We start from the raw sequence: 14,659 nt of genomic DNA, 5'->3' as shown, positions 1-14,659 counted from the left end.
GCTTGATAATCGGGCGAGACCTTGCTCAGCATCCGTAGCCAGGCCGCCAGCGCCTGCCGCTGGCTTTTTTGTTGCAGTCATCATGGTTGTGCCTGTGCTGAGCGCTATTTACTGGCCCAGGCATTGAAGCGCTGCTCCAGTTCTTCGCCATGATCGACCCAGAATTCCACATTCATCGCCAGCGCCCCCTGCAGGTTTTGCGGCGACGTAGGCACCCAGCTGGCCAAGGCCGGGTCAAGCTTGGCGGCTGCCTGGGTGTTGGTCGGCCCATAGGGGATCTGTTGCACATACCGCACCTGCGTATCTGGCTGGTTGGCGTAGGCGATCAGCCGTTTCGCCTGGTCGACATGCCGCGAGCCTTTGATGATTGCCCAATAGTCCATGCCGTACAGGCTGCCAGGCCAGACCACGGCCAGCGGGCTGCCCTGCTGCGCGGCCACAGCGATACGCCCGCTGTAGGTCGACGTCATCACCACATCCCCCGCCGCCAGCCATTGCGCTGGCTGGGCGCCGGCGTCCCACCACTGGATGTAGGGTTTGAGTTCACTGAGCTTGGCGAACGCCCGCTCGACACCCGCCGGCGTGGACAGAACCTGGTAAACGTCCTCGACCTTGACCCCGTCAGCCAACAGAGCGAACTCCAGGTTGTACACCGCGCGCTTGCGCAGGCCCCGCTTGCCCGGGTACTTGTTCACGTCCCAGAAATCGGCCCACGAAGCCGGCGCCTGGGCTAGTTTGCTACGGTCATAGGCGATGGCCACGCTCCACACCAGCGCAGCCGAACCACAGTCCTGCGCCGCGTCAGGGACCAGCTCGGCGGCATGGCCCAGGCGCTGCCAGTCCAAGTGCTCGTAGACGCCCTCATCGCAGCCGCGCATCAAGTCCGGCCCCTCGATCTGCACTACGTCCCAGTCGACATTACCGGTGTCGGCCATTACCTGAATGCGCGCCATCTCGCCGTTGTACTCACTCTGGATCAGCTTGCTGCCATCCTGGGCGCTGAAGGGCTTGAAGATCGCCTCATCCTGGGCTTTCTGGCCTGCGCCGCCGTAACCGACCACGACCATCTGCGGCGCGGCATGCGCATTGCCCAGACCAAGGGCCAGCAAGGCTGCACAAAGGCTGGTCACACGTGGAAATAGCTGCATCGTAGTTTCCCTCTGCTGGTGCCCTACGGGCCCGTTTTCTTGTTGTTGTGAGGTCACACCCTCGCTGAGAGGGTGACGAAAACCTAGTCGTGCACCATTAAAAAAACAAGTTGATTTTTTACTGTTGCTACACTTTCATAATAAAAACAAGAACAACACCGCACCGGAGCCGCCAGAATGCAAACCGCCTTCCCTCACCTGTTCGAAGCCTTGCAGATCCGCGGCAAACGCTTGAAGAACCGCATCATGTCAACCGGGCACGACACCTGCCTGCCCACCGACAACCTGGTCAACGACAAGCTGATCGCCTACCAGCGGGACCGTGCTGCCGGTGGCGTCGGCCTGATCGTGCTGCAGGTCGCCGGGGTGCACGACAGTGCCCGCTACACCTCACACGTACTGATGGCCACCGACGATGCGTGCATTGATGGCTACCGCCAGCTCGCCGAGGCTTGTCATGCGCACGGCACCGTGGTGCTGTCGCAGCTGTTCCACCCCGGGCGGGAGATCATGGAGTCGGCGGACGGCCTGCTGGCGGTGGCCTACTCGGCCTCAGCAGTGCCCAATGAGCGCTTCCGGGTAATGCCGCGCGCGTTGGACCAGGCGATGATTGACGAAATCGTCCAGGGCTATGCCAGCGCCGCCCGCCGCCTGCACCAGGCCGGGCTGGATGGCGTCGAGGTGGTCGCCAGCCATGGCTATCTGCCCGCGCAGTTCCTCAACCCGCGGGTGAACCTGCGCAGCGATGGCTACAACGGCGAACTGGCGCAGCGCTTGAGGTTCTTGCGCGAAGTGCTGGCCGCTGTGCGCGCCGCCACCGACGAACATTTCATCATCGGCCTGCGCATCAGCGCTGACGAGCGCGACACCCAGGGCCTGAGCGAAGACGAGTCACTGGCGGCCGCCGTGGCCTTGCAGGGCCAGCTCGATTACCTGCATATCGTCGCCGGCACCTCGGCATCGCTGGGCGGCGCCGTGCATATCGTGCCGCCGATGGCGATCGAGGCGGCTTACTTGGCCCGCGAGGCCGGCACCTTCAAGCAACAGCTCGATATACCGCTGTTCGTCACCGGGCGCATCAACCAGCCCCAGGAAGCCGAGCTGATCCTGGCGCGCGGCCAGGCCGATGTGTGCGGCATGACCCGAGCGTTGATTTGCGACCCGTTGATGCCGAGCAAGACCGAACGCGGCCAGGTCGAGGACGTACGTGCCTGCATCGCGTGTAACCAGGCCTGTATCGGCCATTTCCACCGTGGTTTGGCCATTTCCTGCATTCAGCGTCCAGAAACCGGTCGTGAGCTGCAATACGGGCAACTTACGCCCGCCATTTCGCCCAAGCGCATCATGGTCGCAGGTGGCGGGCCTGCCGGTATGAAGGCCGCCGCCGTGGCCGCCGCGCGCGGGCACCAGGTCACCCTGTACGAGGCCGGCCCGCAGCTGGGTGGGCAGGTGTTGCTGGCCCAGCTGCTGCCACGGCGTAGCGAGTTCGGCGGTGCCAGCACCAACCTGCAGCGGGAAATGGCCCTGGCCGGTGTAGAGGTAGTGCGCAATACCCGGGTCGACCGCGCCCTGGTCGAACGCGAGCGCCCGGACCTGGTCATCGCGGCAACCGGTGCCACCCCATACTGGCCGGCGTTCGAGCGTACCGGGGAGCTGCAGGTGGTGGACGCCTGGCAAGTCCTGCGCAATGAAGTGAAGCTGGGGCGTTCGGTGCTGGTGGTCGACTGGCGCTGCGACTGGATCGGCCCCGGTATCGCCGAACGCCTGGTACGCGAGGGCCATCAGGTGCAATTGGCGGTAAACGGCACCCATTGCGGCGAAAGCCTGCCGCTTTATGTACGCGATCAACTGGCCGGCGAGCTGCATCGCCTGGGCATCCCCATCACCCCTTATGCCCGCCTGTATGGCAGCGACGACAATACGGTGTACCTGCAGCACACCGCCAGCGGCGAACCAATGATCTTCGAAGGCATCGACACCCTGGTGCTGTGCCTGGGCCATCAACCGGAAGACCGCCTTGCCACTGAACTGGCAGGCCTGGTGGAGGTACGACGGATTGGCGACTGCCTGGCGCCGCGCACGGCCGAAGAGGCCATTCACGATGGCCTGACAGTTGCCTGGGCGCTCTGAGGCTGTACATACTGCGGCTTTTGCGATGGACCGACGTGCATGAGCCAACTCCCCCAGCCCCCCGCCAGCGAAACCGGGGGCGCCGCACCGCAGTTTCTCGGCACACGCATCCGCGGCCTGCGCAAGCGCCGCGGCATGACCCTGGCGGAGCTGGCCGCACACAGTGAATTGACTGCGGGCTACATCAGCCAGCTGGAACGCAACCTCTCCTACCCGTCTATCCCGGCGCTGTTCAACATCGCCCGCAGCCTGGGCGTGACCATCCAGTGGTTCTTCGCCAGCGAAGCCACCACCGCGCCCGAGGACCAGGGCTATGTGGTGCGGCGCAACAGCCGCCTGAGCGTGCACTATGAAGACGGCATCGTCGATCAACTGCTCACCCCGCAGCCCAACCGCCAGCTGGAGATCCTGCACTCACGCTTCCCCCCGGGCACCTACAGCCAGCAAAGCTACAGCCATGACGGCGAAGAAGCCGGCTACCTGCTGAGCGGCACCTTCGAGCTATGGGTAGGCGAGCGCCATTTCCAACTGAGCGAAGGCGACAGCTTCAGCTTCTCGAGCCAGGAACCACACCGTTATGGCAACCCCGGTGAAGTGGATGCCGTGGTGATCTGGGTAATCACGCCGCCAACATTCTGAAGCACTCCTGCAGACGCTGGTAACACCGTTGACCCCCAATTGGGTCTACCTTGTCATCCGAACTTCAAAGGAGCACAACCATGAAGCAGATCCTGATCATTGGCGCGGGTTTTGCCGGCCTGTGGAGCGCGCTCAGCGCCATCCGTCAGCTTGACCTCAACGGCAGCAAGGATGTCGAGGTCACCCTGCTTGCGCCTCAGGCCGAGCTGCATGTGCGTCCGCGTTTCTACGAGCCCGACGTACACACCATGGCCGCGCCGCTGCACGCGCTGTTCGATGCCGTCAATGTCCGCTTCGTGCAAGGCACCGCCTGCCATATTGATGAAGGGGCGCGCCGAGTCAGCTATCGCACCCCCAGCGGCACGTCGTGCGCCCTGCCCTACGACCGCCTGATCGTGGCCTGTGGCAGCGAGCTGAACCGGCCTGACAGGGTCGGTATCGAACATGCCTTCGATGTCGACAAACTCGAGAGTGCCGCACGCCTGGAAACCCATCTCAAGTCGCTGGCAAGGCTGCCCGACACACCGGCACGCAATACCGTGGTGGTGGCCGGGGGCGGCTTTACCGGCATAGAGACCGCCACCGAACTACCGGCCCGCTTGCGCGCGATACTGGGTGAAGACGCTGCGTTGCGTGTGGTGATAGTCGACCGAGGCGCAAGAATTGGCGCGGCCCTGGGTGACGGCATCCGCCCGAGCATCGAGCAGGCAAGCGAGGCGTTGGGCGTTGAATGGATCTGTGGCGCTACGGTGGCTTCGGTAGACCCTGCCGGCGTGCTGCTGGACAACGGCCAACGCATCGACGCGGGTACGGTGATCTGGACTGTGGGCTTCAAGGCCAACCCGCTCACCGAGCAGATCAGTGGCGAGCGCGACCATCAGGGGCGCCTGCACGTCGATGGCAACCTCAAGGTCAAGGGTAGTGATTCGGTGTATGCCGCTGGAGACGTGGCTTACGCCGCCTGTGACGAACTTGGCAACCATGCGGTGATGTCTTGCCAGCACGCGATTGCGCTGGGGCGTCATGCGGGCAACAATGCGGCCGCCGAACTGGTTGGCGTGGTGCCGAAGACCTATAGCCAGCCCAAGTACGTGACTTGCCTTGACCTGGGCGCCTGGGGTGCGGTGTATACCGAGGGATGGGAACGCACGGTGTCACCACCGCAGGACAAGGCCGAGGCCAAAGTACTGAAATCGCAAATCAATACCGTGTGGATTTACCCGCCAGCAGCCGATCGCACAGCAGCACTGGCTGCGGCTGATCCGGCGATCCCGGTAGCGTAAGGCTGTCGCGCCCCCCCGCTGTGGGGGCGCGAAAACCTTCATGTTCCGAGCAGGGCCGTTGAATCAGGCCACAGCAAACAGCTCATTGGCAATCTGCGCCTGTGCAGCATCAATCGCCTGGCTGCGCTGCTCCGGGCCATAGGCCAGGCCATGGGCGCGAACAATTTCCAGGTCGGTGACACCGATAAAGCCCAGGAACACTTTCAGGAAATCTTCATGCCCGGCGCCAGTCGGCTGGCCAGCGTGCAGGCCACCGGCGGTGGAAACCAGCACCACTTTCTTGTCACCGCACAGGCCTTCGGGGCCAGCTTCGGTGTAGCGGAAGGTCTTGCCGGCGACAGCGACGCGGTCGATCCAGGCCTTGAGCTGGGTCGGCACGGTGAAGTTGTACATCGGCGCGCCAATCACAACAGCGTCGGCAGCCAGGAATTCTTCCAGGGTCTCGGCGCTCAGCTTGGCTTCGAAAGCCTGGGCGGCGTCACGCACGTCTTCAGGGGTGCCCGCAGCTACCAGGGTAGCGGCAGAGAAGTGGGCGATGGCATCGGCCGCCAGGTCGCGGTAAACCACCTCGACGCTTGGGTCTGCAGCCTTCCAGGCCTCGACCACTTCGCGGCTCAGCTGGCGGGAGGCGGAATTGTCGCCCAGGATGCTCGAATCGATGTGCAACAGTTTCATGGGACTCTCCTGTTATTGAAGACCGCATCAGTGGGCGATCACGATGGGGAGAATCCTACCGAGGTGAGCAATGGCTGATAAGCTGGCAAAAATGCGTTAGTTTGTCCCACAGGTGGAACAGTGAGACATTCCCATGCAAGACCTCAACGACCTCTTTTACTTCGCACGCGTGGTCGAAGCCGGCGGGTTCGCCGCCGCCGGGCGCCAGCTAGGCATCCCCAAGTCGCGCCTGTCACGGCGTATCGCCGAACTTGAAGAGCGCCTGGGCACACGCCTGCTGCAACGCACCACCCGGCAACTCAAGCTTACCGCGGTAGGTGAGCGCTACCTGCATCATTGCCAGGCCATGCTGTTGGAGGCCGAAGCTGCCGATGAAACCGTGGCCAGCATGAGCAGCGAACCACGCGGGCGTTTGCGCGTGTCATGCCCGGTAGCTCTGGCGCATGCGTTCCTGCCGGATGTGATCAGCCGCTTTCTTGAGCAGTACCCGCTGGTGCAATTGGACATGGTGCTGATCAACCGCCGGGTAGACCTGATTTCCGAAGGTATCGATGTGGCGTTGCGCGTACGCGACCTGGGCGACGAAGACCCGGCCCTGGTTACCCGCCGCCTGCGCCAGGCGCAAATGCAACTGGTGGCCGCGCCCGGTTTCGCTGACCACATTCGTGAACCAGGCGAGTTGGCGTCATTACCGGTGCTGGGCGCCGCCGAGGCAGACCGGCTGGTGCACTTCCGCCTGCTCGGCCCCGATGGCAAGCAGCAGGAAATCGCCCTGGAGCCACGCTTGGCGATCGATGATTTCGTAGTACGTAATGCTGCTGTACGAGCCGGCCTGGGTTTCACTGCGTTGCCCAGCATGTTTTGTGAAGAAGAACTGGAGCGCGGCGAACTGGTGCGCCTGCTGCCAGACTGGTCGCTACCGGGTGGCTATCTGCAGGCGGTGTATCCCCATCGGCGTGGTTTGCTGCCTGCAGTGCGGGTGTGGATCGATCACCTGGCGGCATCATTCGAAGCCTGTGGAGAGCGGTATGTCTGAGCGAAAGATGAGCCAAGCCCAAGTGGCGGCGTTTTGCCTGAGCCTGCCGGGTGCGCGGGAAGACTACAAATGGGGCGGCATCCGGGTGTTCTCGGTGGCGGGCAACAAGATGTTCGCGGTACTCGACCTGGCCGGCGCAGGCTTGTCGTTCAAGGTGGCCGACGAGCTGTTTCTCGGCTATTGCGACCGCCCGGGGGTTCGGCCGGCACCATACCTGGCGCGGGCGAAGTGGGTCAGCATGGCACTGCCCTACCCAATGGGGCGTGATGAGCTGTGTGACTTATTGCAGCGCTCGCATCAGTTGGTGGTGCGACGCCTGCCCAAGCGGTTGCAGGTGGGGCTGGTCATGTGATCGACCTGTACCCGCGTAAAGGCCGGTACAGGTAAACCTCAAGCAAAGGGCAGATAGCGCCCTTCAAAAAACAGCCAGTCGGCCCAGAACACTTGGTGCACCAGCACAATCCCCCAGCACACCAACTGGTACGAGACCTTGCGGGTCTTGTGTCGGAACAGCTGCTGCGCCAACAGCGCCCCCGGCCAGCCGCCCAGCAATTCACTGGCATGCAGCACTTTTTCCGGTGTGCGCCAGGCCTGGGTGCGCGCCTGCTGTTTATCCTGCCAGTACAGCAACAGGCTGATCAGGCTCATCGCCGGGTACAGCGCCAGCGGCCACCAGGCCTGGTCGTTCCAGGCCATGCGCGCCGCACCCAGGCCTGGCAACAGGCACAGCAGGCCTAACAGCAACAGCTTCAGGCGCACATTGCGCACGCCTTCGGCTCGTTGCCCGCGCAGTGCCTCAGCCATGTGCGGTCGACCAGTCAACCCAGCCAAACTGCCAGGTCGCCAAAATCAGCAGGCCGAACACGATACGGTACCAGGCGAATGCCGCGTAGCTATGGTTGGCAATGAATTTGAGCAACGCCCGTACGGCGATCATGGCGAAGATGAACGAAGTCACGAAGCCAATCGCAAACACCGGCAGGTCAGCGGGCTGGAACAGGTCGCGGTACTTGTAGCCCGAATACACCGCTGCACCGACCATGGTTGGCATTGCCAGGAAGAACGAGAACTCGGTCGCTGCCTTGCGCGACAGGCCAAACAGCAGGCCACCGATAATGGTCGAGCCGGAGCGTGACGTGCCCGGGATCATCGCCAGGCACTGGACAAAGCCGATTTTCAACGCATGGCTCCAGCGCATGTCGTCCACATGGTCCACCTGCACACGATGCTCGCGGCGCTCGGCCCAGAGCATGATGACGCCGCCGACCACCAGTGCCGTTGCCACGGTGATCGGGTTGAACAGGTACTCGTGAATCAGGTCGGCGAACAGCACGCCCAGGACCACCGCCGGCATGAACGCCAACAGCAGGTTGCCCGTGAAGCGGCGCGCCTTGGGCTGGCTGGTCAGGCCGAAGACCACTTCGAGAATCTTGCCGCGAAACTCCCACACCACCGCCAGGATCGCCGCCAGCTGGATGATGATATTGAAAGCCATGGCCCGTTCGCCGCCAAAACCGATCAGGTCGGCGACGATGATCTGGTGGCCGGTACTGGAGATCGGCAGAAACTCCGTCAACCCCTCGACCACGCCCAAGATGATTGCCTGGAAGGCAGTCCAAAAATCCATCATTCCCCCGATGGAGCGCTGCTCGTTGCAGGCCCCTTGTTCTTGATTTGCTTGTGATTGCCGCACGCGGCCCGGCTGTTTTACAGCGACTGTTGGGCGCAACGCCAGTAGAAAAGTTCACGCTTGTTAAAGGTTTCATCTTGCGCGGCCGAAATCCTAGCAGAGCGCCTTTGCAATCGCTTTACGCGACCTGCTGCAGACTATTACGAAGATAGCACTTAGCCATTAGTCGAGTGGGGGCTTGCTGCAAAGCATGCTTCGATGCACCTCAATAAAAAGAACAATGCGGGAGCTGGTGGATGAACACTCTGAGATCGATGTCGATCAGTCGTCGCCTGTGGCTGATCCTTGTAGTGGCGGTGGCCATGCTGGTGGTGCTGGGCCTGCTGATGCTGCGCCAGATCCACGGTGACCTGTACCAGGCCAAGGCAGAAAAGACCCGCCATGTGGTGCAGACCGCCGCCGGTGTGCTGGCCTATTACCAAGGCCTGGAGGCGGCCGGCACGCTCAGCCGCGAAGCCGCCCAGCAGCAAGCACTGCAAGTGGTGCGAGCGCTGCGCTACGACCACGACGACTATTTCTGGATCAACGACCTGGGGCCGACGATGATCATGCATCCGGCCAACCCCAAGCTCGACGGCCAGGACCTTTCCGCCATCCGGGACCCCGATGGCTTTGCCGTGTTCAACGAAATGGTCGCCCTGGCCCGCCAGCAGGGCGCCGGCCCCGTCAACTATCGCTGGCCCAAGCCCGGCGCCAGCGAGCCGGTCGCTAAAACCTCCTATATACAGCTGTTCAAACCGTGGGGCTGGATCATCGGTTCGGGCGTGTACGTCGATGACGTACAGGCCGAGTTCGCTCGCCAGCTACGCGACGCCTCGCTGGTCGGCGTGGGCATTGCCCTGTTGATGGCGCTGTTGGTCATGCTGATTGCCCGCAGCATCGCCCGCCCGTTGCAAGAAGCGGTGCAGGCGATGGGCAACATCGCCAGCGGCGAAAGCGACCTTACTCGACGGCTGGACACCCATGGCCGCGATGAAATCACCCACCTGGGCGAGCACTTCAACCGCTTCAACGGCAAGCTGCAAGGCGTGGTCGGCCAGCTGCAGGGGGCGGCCCATGCGCTGGCCCAGTCCGCTGGGCACGTCGGCGACAATGCGGGCGCCGCACAACAACACAGCGCCCAGCAATCGCTGCAGATGGACCAGGTGGCCACGGCGGTGAATGAGGTGACCTACGCCGTGCAGGACGTGGCCAAGACTGCCGAACAAGCCGCCGGGGAAATGCGCACCGCACAGCAGCAGGTGACGCACGGCCAGCAGGCCATTCACGGCAGCCTGGCGCAAATCGATCGGCTGTCGCTGACCATCGAGCAGGCCGTGCAGGTAATCCGCGACCTGGCCGGGCACAGTACACGCATTGGCGGCGTGCTGGAGGTGATTCGCTCCATTGCCGAGCAGACCAACCTGCTGGCGCTGAACGCGGCCATCGAGGCAGCACGGGCCGGCGAGCAAGGCCGCGGTTTTGCCGTGGTCGCCGACGAGGTGCGCCTGCTGGCCCAGCGCACGGCGCAGTCAACGGCCGAAATCCACACCATGATCGAGCACCTGCAAAGCCAGTCGGATGCTGCGGTCAAGGCCATCGACACCAGCAGCGAGGCGTCACGCCAGACCGTCGAGCAAGCCCGCGAGGCCGGAGCAAGCCTGGACGCCATCAACCAGGCACTGAACAACCTCACTGCATTGAATGCATCCATCGCCAGTGCCACCCTGCAGCAGGCGCATGTGGTCGAAGAAATCAACCGCAACGTGCTGGACACCGCAGGGCTGTCCCAGCAGACCGCTGATGCGGCGCGGCAGTCCAGCGATGCCGGGATGGCGTTGGGGCAGTTGAGCGAGGAATTGGAGCAGTTACTGCGGCAGTTTCGAGTATAGCGATAGAACGCAGCGCAGCCCTTGTGGGAGCCTTGTGCCGCGAAAGGCCGGCAATCTATGCGTTAACGCCGTAATCCTGGGGCCGCTTTGCGGCCCTTTCGCGACGCAAGGCCGCTCCCTCACGGCCCTACACCTTCCCCGGCCGACCCGTTACAATCGCGCCCCTTCCCCGATAGTCTCTCCAAGGATCGCCGATGTCCGGCCTTGAACTCATCGCCGCCGTCCTCGGCGTCACCGCTGTCTGGCTCACGGTCAAGCAGAACGCCTGGTGCTGGCCGATCGGTCTGGTCATGGTGCTGATCTACGGCTGGCTGTTCTACGAGGTAAAGCTGTACTCGGGCATGCTGCTGCAAGTGGCCTACGCCATCCTGCAACTGTACGGCTGGTGGCAGTGGAAGCGCCCCGAGCACGCAGAAGAAGCCCGCCAGGTCTCCCGCCTGCAACGCCCGGCGCTGTTCACCGGCCTGGCCGCCGGGGTGCTGCTGAGCGCCGCCCTGGGCGCGGCCATGGCCAATTGGACCGATGCTGCCCTGCCCTGGCTGGACGCCACCCTGACCGGCTTCAGCCTGGTGGCGCAACTGTGGATGGCACAGAAACGCCTGCAGTGCTGGCCATTGTGGGTGGTGGTCGACATCATCTATGTAGGCCAATACCTGCACCAGCAGCTGTATTTCACCGCAGGCTTCTTCGCCGTACTCACCCTGATTGCCCTGCGCGGCTGGCTGGAATGGCGCCGTGACCCGGCATTGGTGCAGCCATGAACGCAGAGCAGGCCATGAAGGTACTGGTGCTATGCGGCCCCGAGTCCAGCGGCAAAAGCTGGCTTGGCGGGGTGATCCAGGCGCATTTCGGTGGCGTGGTAGTGGCCGAGTACGTGCGCCATTTCATCGACCAGGAACGCCGCGATACCTGCTACGCCGACATTCCCGCCATCGCCCGCGGGCAACTGGCCTGGGAAGACCGGGCACGCGAGCAGGCACCGCCGCTGCTGATTCTGGACACCCACCTGCTCAGCAATATGCTCTGGAGCCAAGCGCTGTTCGATGACTGCCCGACCTGGCTTGAACAGGCACTGCTGGTGCGGCGTTACGACCTGCACCTGTTGCTTAGCCCGCAAGGGGTGGATTGGGTTGGCGATGGCCAGCGTTGCCAGCCCGACCTTGGCGACCGCCAACGCTTTTTCGACGACAGCCTGGCCTGGCTGAAGCGGCACAATCAGCCGCACCAGATACTTGAGGGCAATTGGCCGCAGCGCCAATTGCTGGCCTTGCAAGCAGTTGCTACGCTGCTTGATAGCGATACGCCAGCCTGCCCGACCGAGTGTTAAGCCCCTGACACACTCCGTTGGGGCAAAGCCCCCGAAATTGCGGGGCTTTCCCCCGCTTCGGGCACAGTGTCAAGCTCATGAAACACCCTTGCAAAAACCCTTCCAATCAAGGCCACTGCTGGCTTGCCTAGCAACGCTTGCGGCCGGCTGTTTCATCACTGAGACAGAATACGCCGCAGTTTGTTAGCCATCCAGGCTAACCGCTTGATCTGCAAACGCTTCTCAAAAACGGCACACCTTCTGCTCTGTTGTTCGCATCGCTGAACAGGGCCAGCGCTCAAAGAAGGAGTTGCCGTCGTGAGGAAAAGAGACAAACGCCTCCATCACCTGCTGTTGGTAGGTTGCGTATTGGGGTCATTGAGCCTGACGGCCCAAGCGGACAACGGGATCATCATCATCAAGCGCGACGTGCAGGTACGCAACGCGACGATCCCTCCCCTGATCCCAGACCCAAGCCCTACCACGGTCAACGCCAACCCTTCTGCCTACGTGCTCAAGCAAACCAACGAACTGAGTGATGGCGACTTCGCCAGCATCAGCAGCGGCGCAGGCATCAGCAACATGATCACCCAGCAGACCAACAACCTGGGCGGTAACCTCGGTAACCAGAACCAATTACCCAATCTGTCGGGCGGGCGCGGCACCGGTGGCTCAGGTAACGGCATCGCCAACATGGTCAACTCAAGTGTGCAGCGTGGCCTCGCGCCGCTGCAGATCCTGACCGGCGGGGGCAAGTGAGATGAAGCACATGCTGCTGATTCTGGCCGCCCTGTGCAGCGCACCGGCCTTCGCGCAATCCTTGGTTCCAGTCATCAACAACGCCGACATCGACAGCTCCGGTAGCCGCTATCAGGGCAACCTGTCGGTCAACCAGGCCGCTGGCGACAAGCAGCAACAGGTCAATGCGCGCGCCATCGCCGTCGGCCCTGAAGCAAACGCCAGCACGCAGATCCGCCAACGCCTGAACACCCCCGCCGACCCCGCGATGGATGCCCGCTCGACCATCCAGGGCAACGCCTTCAGCAACGGCAGTGGCGCCCTGGGGGTCAACCAGAGCGCCGGCGCCAACACCCAGCAAGCCAACGCACTGAGCATCAGTATTGGTGCGCAGCCGCAAAGCATCGACGACAGCGTCCTCATGCAACAGAACGTGGCGCTGATCAACAACTCCGGAGCAACTGACATTCCAGCCGGCTATCGCCAGGTCACCACCAGTGATCAGGCCTTCACCGGTAGCCGTGGCGTGATCCAGTTGAACCAGAGTGCCGGGGTGGGAAACCGCATGGCCAACACCTTGAGCATCCGGGTCGCGGATTGACCCTTCAGTTAAGAACGACACTTAACCTAATAGAGTACGGAGAATCACCATGAAACCCTCGATGGCAATCAAGCCTCTGGTTTTCGCAATTGCTGCGGTCATGGCTGTTGCTGTACAAGCTGGGCAAAACGATCGGCGTAATGACCACCATAACGGCCACCATAACAATGGTCAGCACACGCCTCCACCCACCAAAATCCCTGTGTATGCAACGGCCAATGCCTGGGATACCCAATCCAGCACCGATAACCGCATCACCAACCAAGGCACCATCAACGAAGCCGAGATGAGTGACTCTGGCACAGGCTCCAGCGGCAACGTCGGCATCAACGTGGCGGCTGGTAACGGTAACCAGCAGGATAACGCCGCGGCCATTGCCAACGCCGGCTCCGAGTCGAGCCTGGACAACAGCTTCGTGTTCGGCATGGCCAACGCCACCGCCGACGTCGAGCAAACCAGCAGAAACAACCGGGTCGACAATTACTCGACCCAGTCTTCGGCTGTGATGAGCGGCTCGGCCAGCGGGGCTGAGGGCAACATCGGCATCAACATCGCCGGCGGCGACCTCAACCAGCAGAAAAACACCATGGCCATCGCCAACACCGGCGCCCCACTGGGTAACGCCACCGCCACCGCTTCGGCCAATCAGGACGGGCCAGGCCTGACGGTAAACAACGGCGCCGACCGCACCTACCGTGTGGATACGATCACCATCACCACCTCGGCCAGCGGCTCGAGCTCGCGTGATGGCACGTTCAACTCGACCGACGACCGCAGCTCGTCGTCGAGCTTCAGCGTGGCCGGCGCGCAAAGCGCCAGCTCCAGCGGCTCCAGTGGCTGGAATTCCAGCGGTTCGAGCAGCTCGAACGCCAGCGGCTCCAACAACTCCAGCGCCAGTGGCTCCAACAGCTGGGGCCTGAACGGCTCAGCCAGCGGCAGCAACAGCTCGTCGAGCAGCGCCAACCTCAACGCATCGCTGGATGCAGCAGCCAACGCTACCCGCACCCTCACCACCGATGATGGCCGTCGCGAGCGCACCCGCTCCAGCACCTTCGACGGTTCGTTGAATGCATCGCTGGATGTCTCGGTCGACAAGTCGCACGAAAGTGCCTACGACTCGTCGTTCGAGAAAGCCTTCGACTCCAACTACGACAAGTCGCATCAATCGTCGTACGACAAGTCCAAGGATTCTTCGTACACCAAGTCTCACGATTCTTCGTACGAGAATGCTTCGGCGTCTGACTTCTCGAAGTCTGGCGAAAAATCGAAACAATCCTCGAACGACGTGTCGAAGAGCTACAGCGAAAGCAGTGCTTACGACTTGAGCAATACCGTGTCCTTCCAAGTGCTGACCCCGACCGGCTGGGCCAACCCTGTTACCAACACTGCAACCCTTAGCGGTTCGGTGAACGGTGGCAGCGGCAACCTGGGCGTGAACGTGGCAGCCGGTGTGGGCAACCAGCAGAGCAACTCGCTGGCCATCTCCAACACCTCGTTCTGACCGTTGTGCTTGAGGCCCCCTTCGGGGGGCCTTTCTTCAAC

15 protein-coding genes are annotated in these 14,659 nt (G+C 62.6%); 11 read left to right on the top strand and 4 right to left on the bottom strand.

The features are described from left to right. Window positions 1–104: 104 nt before the first annotated feature. Window positions 105–1,148, bottom strand: coding sequence for an ABC transporter substrate-binding protein (locus APH42_RS08460; protein WP_012272539.1), 1,044 nt, complete (start codon window positions 1,146–1,148; stop codon window positions 105–107). Between the two features lie 177 nt (window positions 1,149–1,325). Between APH42_RS08460 and APH42_RS08455 the strand changes: the two genes are divergently transcribed. The 3 genes from APH42_RS08455 to APH42_RS08445 all read left to right on the top strand — a co-directional run bounded on the left by APH42_RS08455 (window position 1,326) and on the right by APH42_RS08445 (window position 5,200). After that, window positions 1,326–3,278 (top strand): FAD-dependent oxidoreductase, encoded by a 1,953-nt coding sequence (locus tag APH42_RS08455; protein WP_012272540.1) that lies wholly within the window; start codon window positions 1,326–1,328, stop codon window positions 3,276–3,278. Window positions 3,279–3,317: 39 nt separating this feature from the next. After that, on the top strand, window positions 3,318–3,917 hold the full coding sequence (locus APH42_RS08450; protein WP_012272541.1) for a helix-turn-helix domain-containing protein: 600 nt from the start codon (window positions 3,318–3,320) through the stop codon (window positions 3,915–3,917). Between the two features lie 80 nt (window positions 3,918–3,997). Continuing rightward, window positions 3,998–5,200: an NAD(P)/FAD-dependent oxidoreductase gene (locus tag APH42_RS08445; protein ID WP_060493132.1), complete on the top strand. Its 1,203-nt coding sequence runs from the start codon at window positions 3,998–4,000 to the stop codon at window positions 5,198–5,200. A 63-nt stretch (window positions 5,201–5,263) separates the two neighbouring features. Here APH42_RS08445 and APH42_RS08440 read toward each other — a convergent pair whose 3' ends face one another. Next, a complete protein-coding gene (locus tag APH42_RS08440) occupies window positions 5,264–5,875 on the bottom strand; it encodes an FMN-dependent NADH-azoreductase (RefSeq protein ID WP_012272543.1) in 612 nt (203 codons plus the stop codon). Between the two features lie 133 nt (window positions 5,876–6,008). Between APH42_RS08440 and APH42_RS08435 the strand changes: the two genes are divergently transcribed. Further along, entirely contained in the window at window positions 6,009–6,911 is a 903-nt protein-coding gene (locus APH42_RS08435; protein WP_012272544.1) for a LysR substrate-binding domain-containing protein, read from the top strand. Beyond that, window positions 6,904–7,263 (top strand): MmcQ/YjbR family DNA-binding protein, encoded by a 360-nt coding sequence (locus APH42_RS08430; RefSeq protein WP_012272545.1) that lies wholly within the window; start codon window positions 6,904–6,906, stop codon window positions 7,261–7,263. The genes APH42_RS08435 and APH42_RS08430 overlap by 8 nt, the downstream gene beginning before the upstream one ends. A gap of 38 nt (window positions 7,264–7,301) precedes the next feature. Here APH42_RS08430 and APH42_RS08425 read toward each other — a convergent pair whose 3' ends face one another. Further along, entirely contained in the window at window positions 7,302–7,715 is a 414-nt protein-coding gene (locus tag APH42_RS08425; RefSeq protein WP_012272546.1) for a DUF1294 domain-containing protein, read from the bottom strand. Beyond that, window positions 7,708–8,538 carry an undecaprenyl-diphosphate phosphatase gene (locus APH42_RS08420; RefSeq protein ID WP_012272547.1) on the bottom strand — a complete coding sequence of 277 codons (831 nt, stop codon included), beginning with the start codon at window positions 8,536–8,538 and terminating at the stop codon, window positions 7,708–7,710. The genes APH42_RS08425 and APH42_RS08420 overlap by 8 nt, the downstream gene beginning before the upstream one ends. Before the next feature lie 299 nt (window positions 8,539–8,837). On the opposite strand from APH42_RS08420, the gene mcpP reads away from it, so the two are divergent. From mcpP to APH42_RS08390, 6 genes are all read left to right on the top strand, one after another. Further along, complete coding sequence (gene mcpP / locus APH42_RS08415) at window positions 8,838–10,472, top strand: methyl-accepting chemotaxis protein McpP (protein WP_060493131.1); 1,635 nt, start codon at window positions 8,838–8,840, stop codon at window positions 10,470–10,472. Window positions 10,473–10,666: 194 nt separating this feature from the next. After that, a complete protein-coding gene (gene pnuC / locus APH42_RS08410; protein WP_012272549.1) occupies window positions 10,667–11,233 on the top strand; it encodes a nicotinamide riboside transporter PnuC in 567 nt (188 codons plus the stop codon). Beyond that, on the top strand, window positions 11,230–11,799 hold the full coding sequence (locus APH42_RS08405) for an AAA family ATPase (RefSeq protein WP_060493130.1): 570 nt from the start codon (window positions 11,230–11,232) through the stop codon (window positions 11,797–11,799). Before pnuC ends, APH42_RS08405 begins: the two co-directional genes overlap by 4 nt. Window positions 11,800–12,096: 297 nt before the next feature. Further along, the gene (locus APH42_RS08400; RefSeq protein ID WP_012272551.1) at window positions 12,097–12,537 is read left to right on the top strand and encodes a hypothetical protein; all 441 of its coding nucleotides are present in this window, start codon (window positions 12,097–12,099) and stop codon (window positions 12,535–12,537) included. 1 nt (window position 12,538) lies between these two features. After that, window positions 12,539–13,117, top strand: a complete 579-nt coding sequence (locus APH42_RS08395; protein ID WP_012272552.1) for a hypothetical protein — start codon at window positions 12,539–12,541, stop codon at window positions 13,115–13,117. 49 nt (window positions 13,118–13,166) lie between these two features. Further along, window positions 13,167–14,618: a hypothetical protein gene (locus tag APH42_RS08390; protein ID WP_012272553.1), complete on the top strand. Its 1,452-nt coding sequence runs from the start codon at window positions 13,167–13,169 to the stop codon at window positions 14,616–14,618. Window positions 14,619–14,659: the final 41 nt, after the last annotated feature.

The organism is Pseudomonas sp. NBRC 111140, assembly GCF_001320885.1.
In the GTDB taxonomy this organism is placed as follows: domain Bacteria; phylum Pseudomonadota; class Gammaproteobacteria; order Pseudomonadales; family Pseudomonadaceae; genus Aquipseudomonas; species Aquipseudomonas putida_P.
Note: the sequence above shows the minus strand (reverse complement) of the source record. Positions and strands in the feature narration are given on the sequence as shown.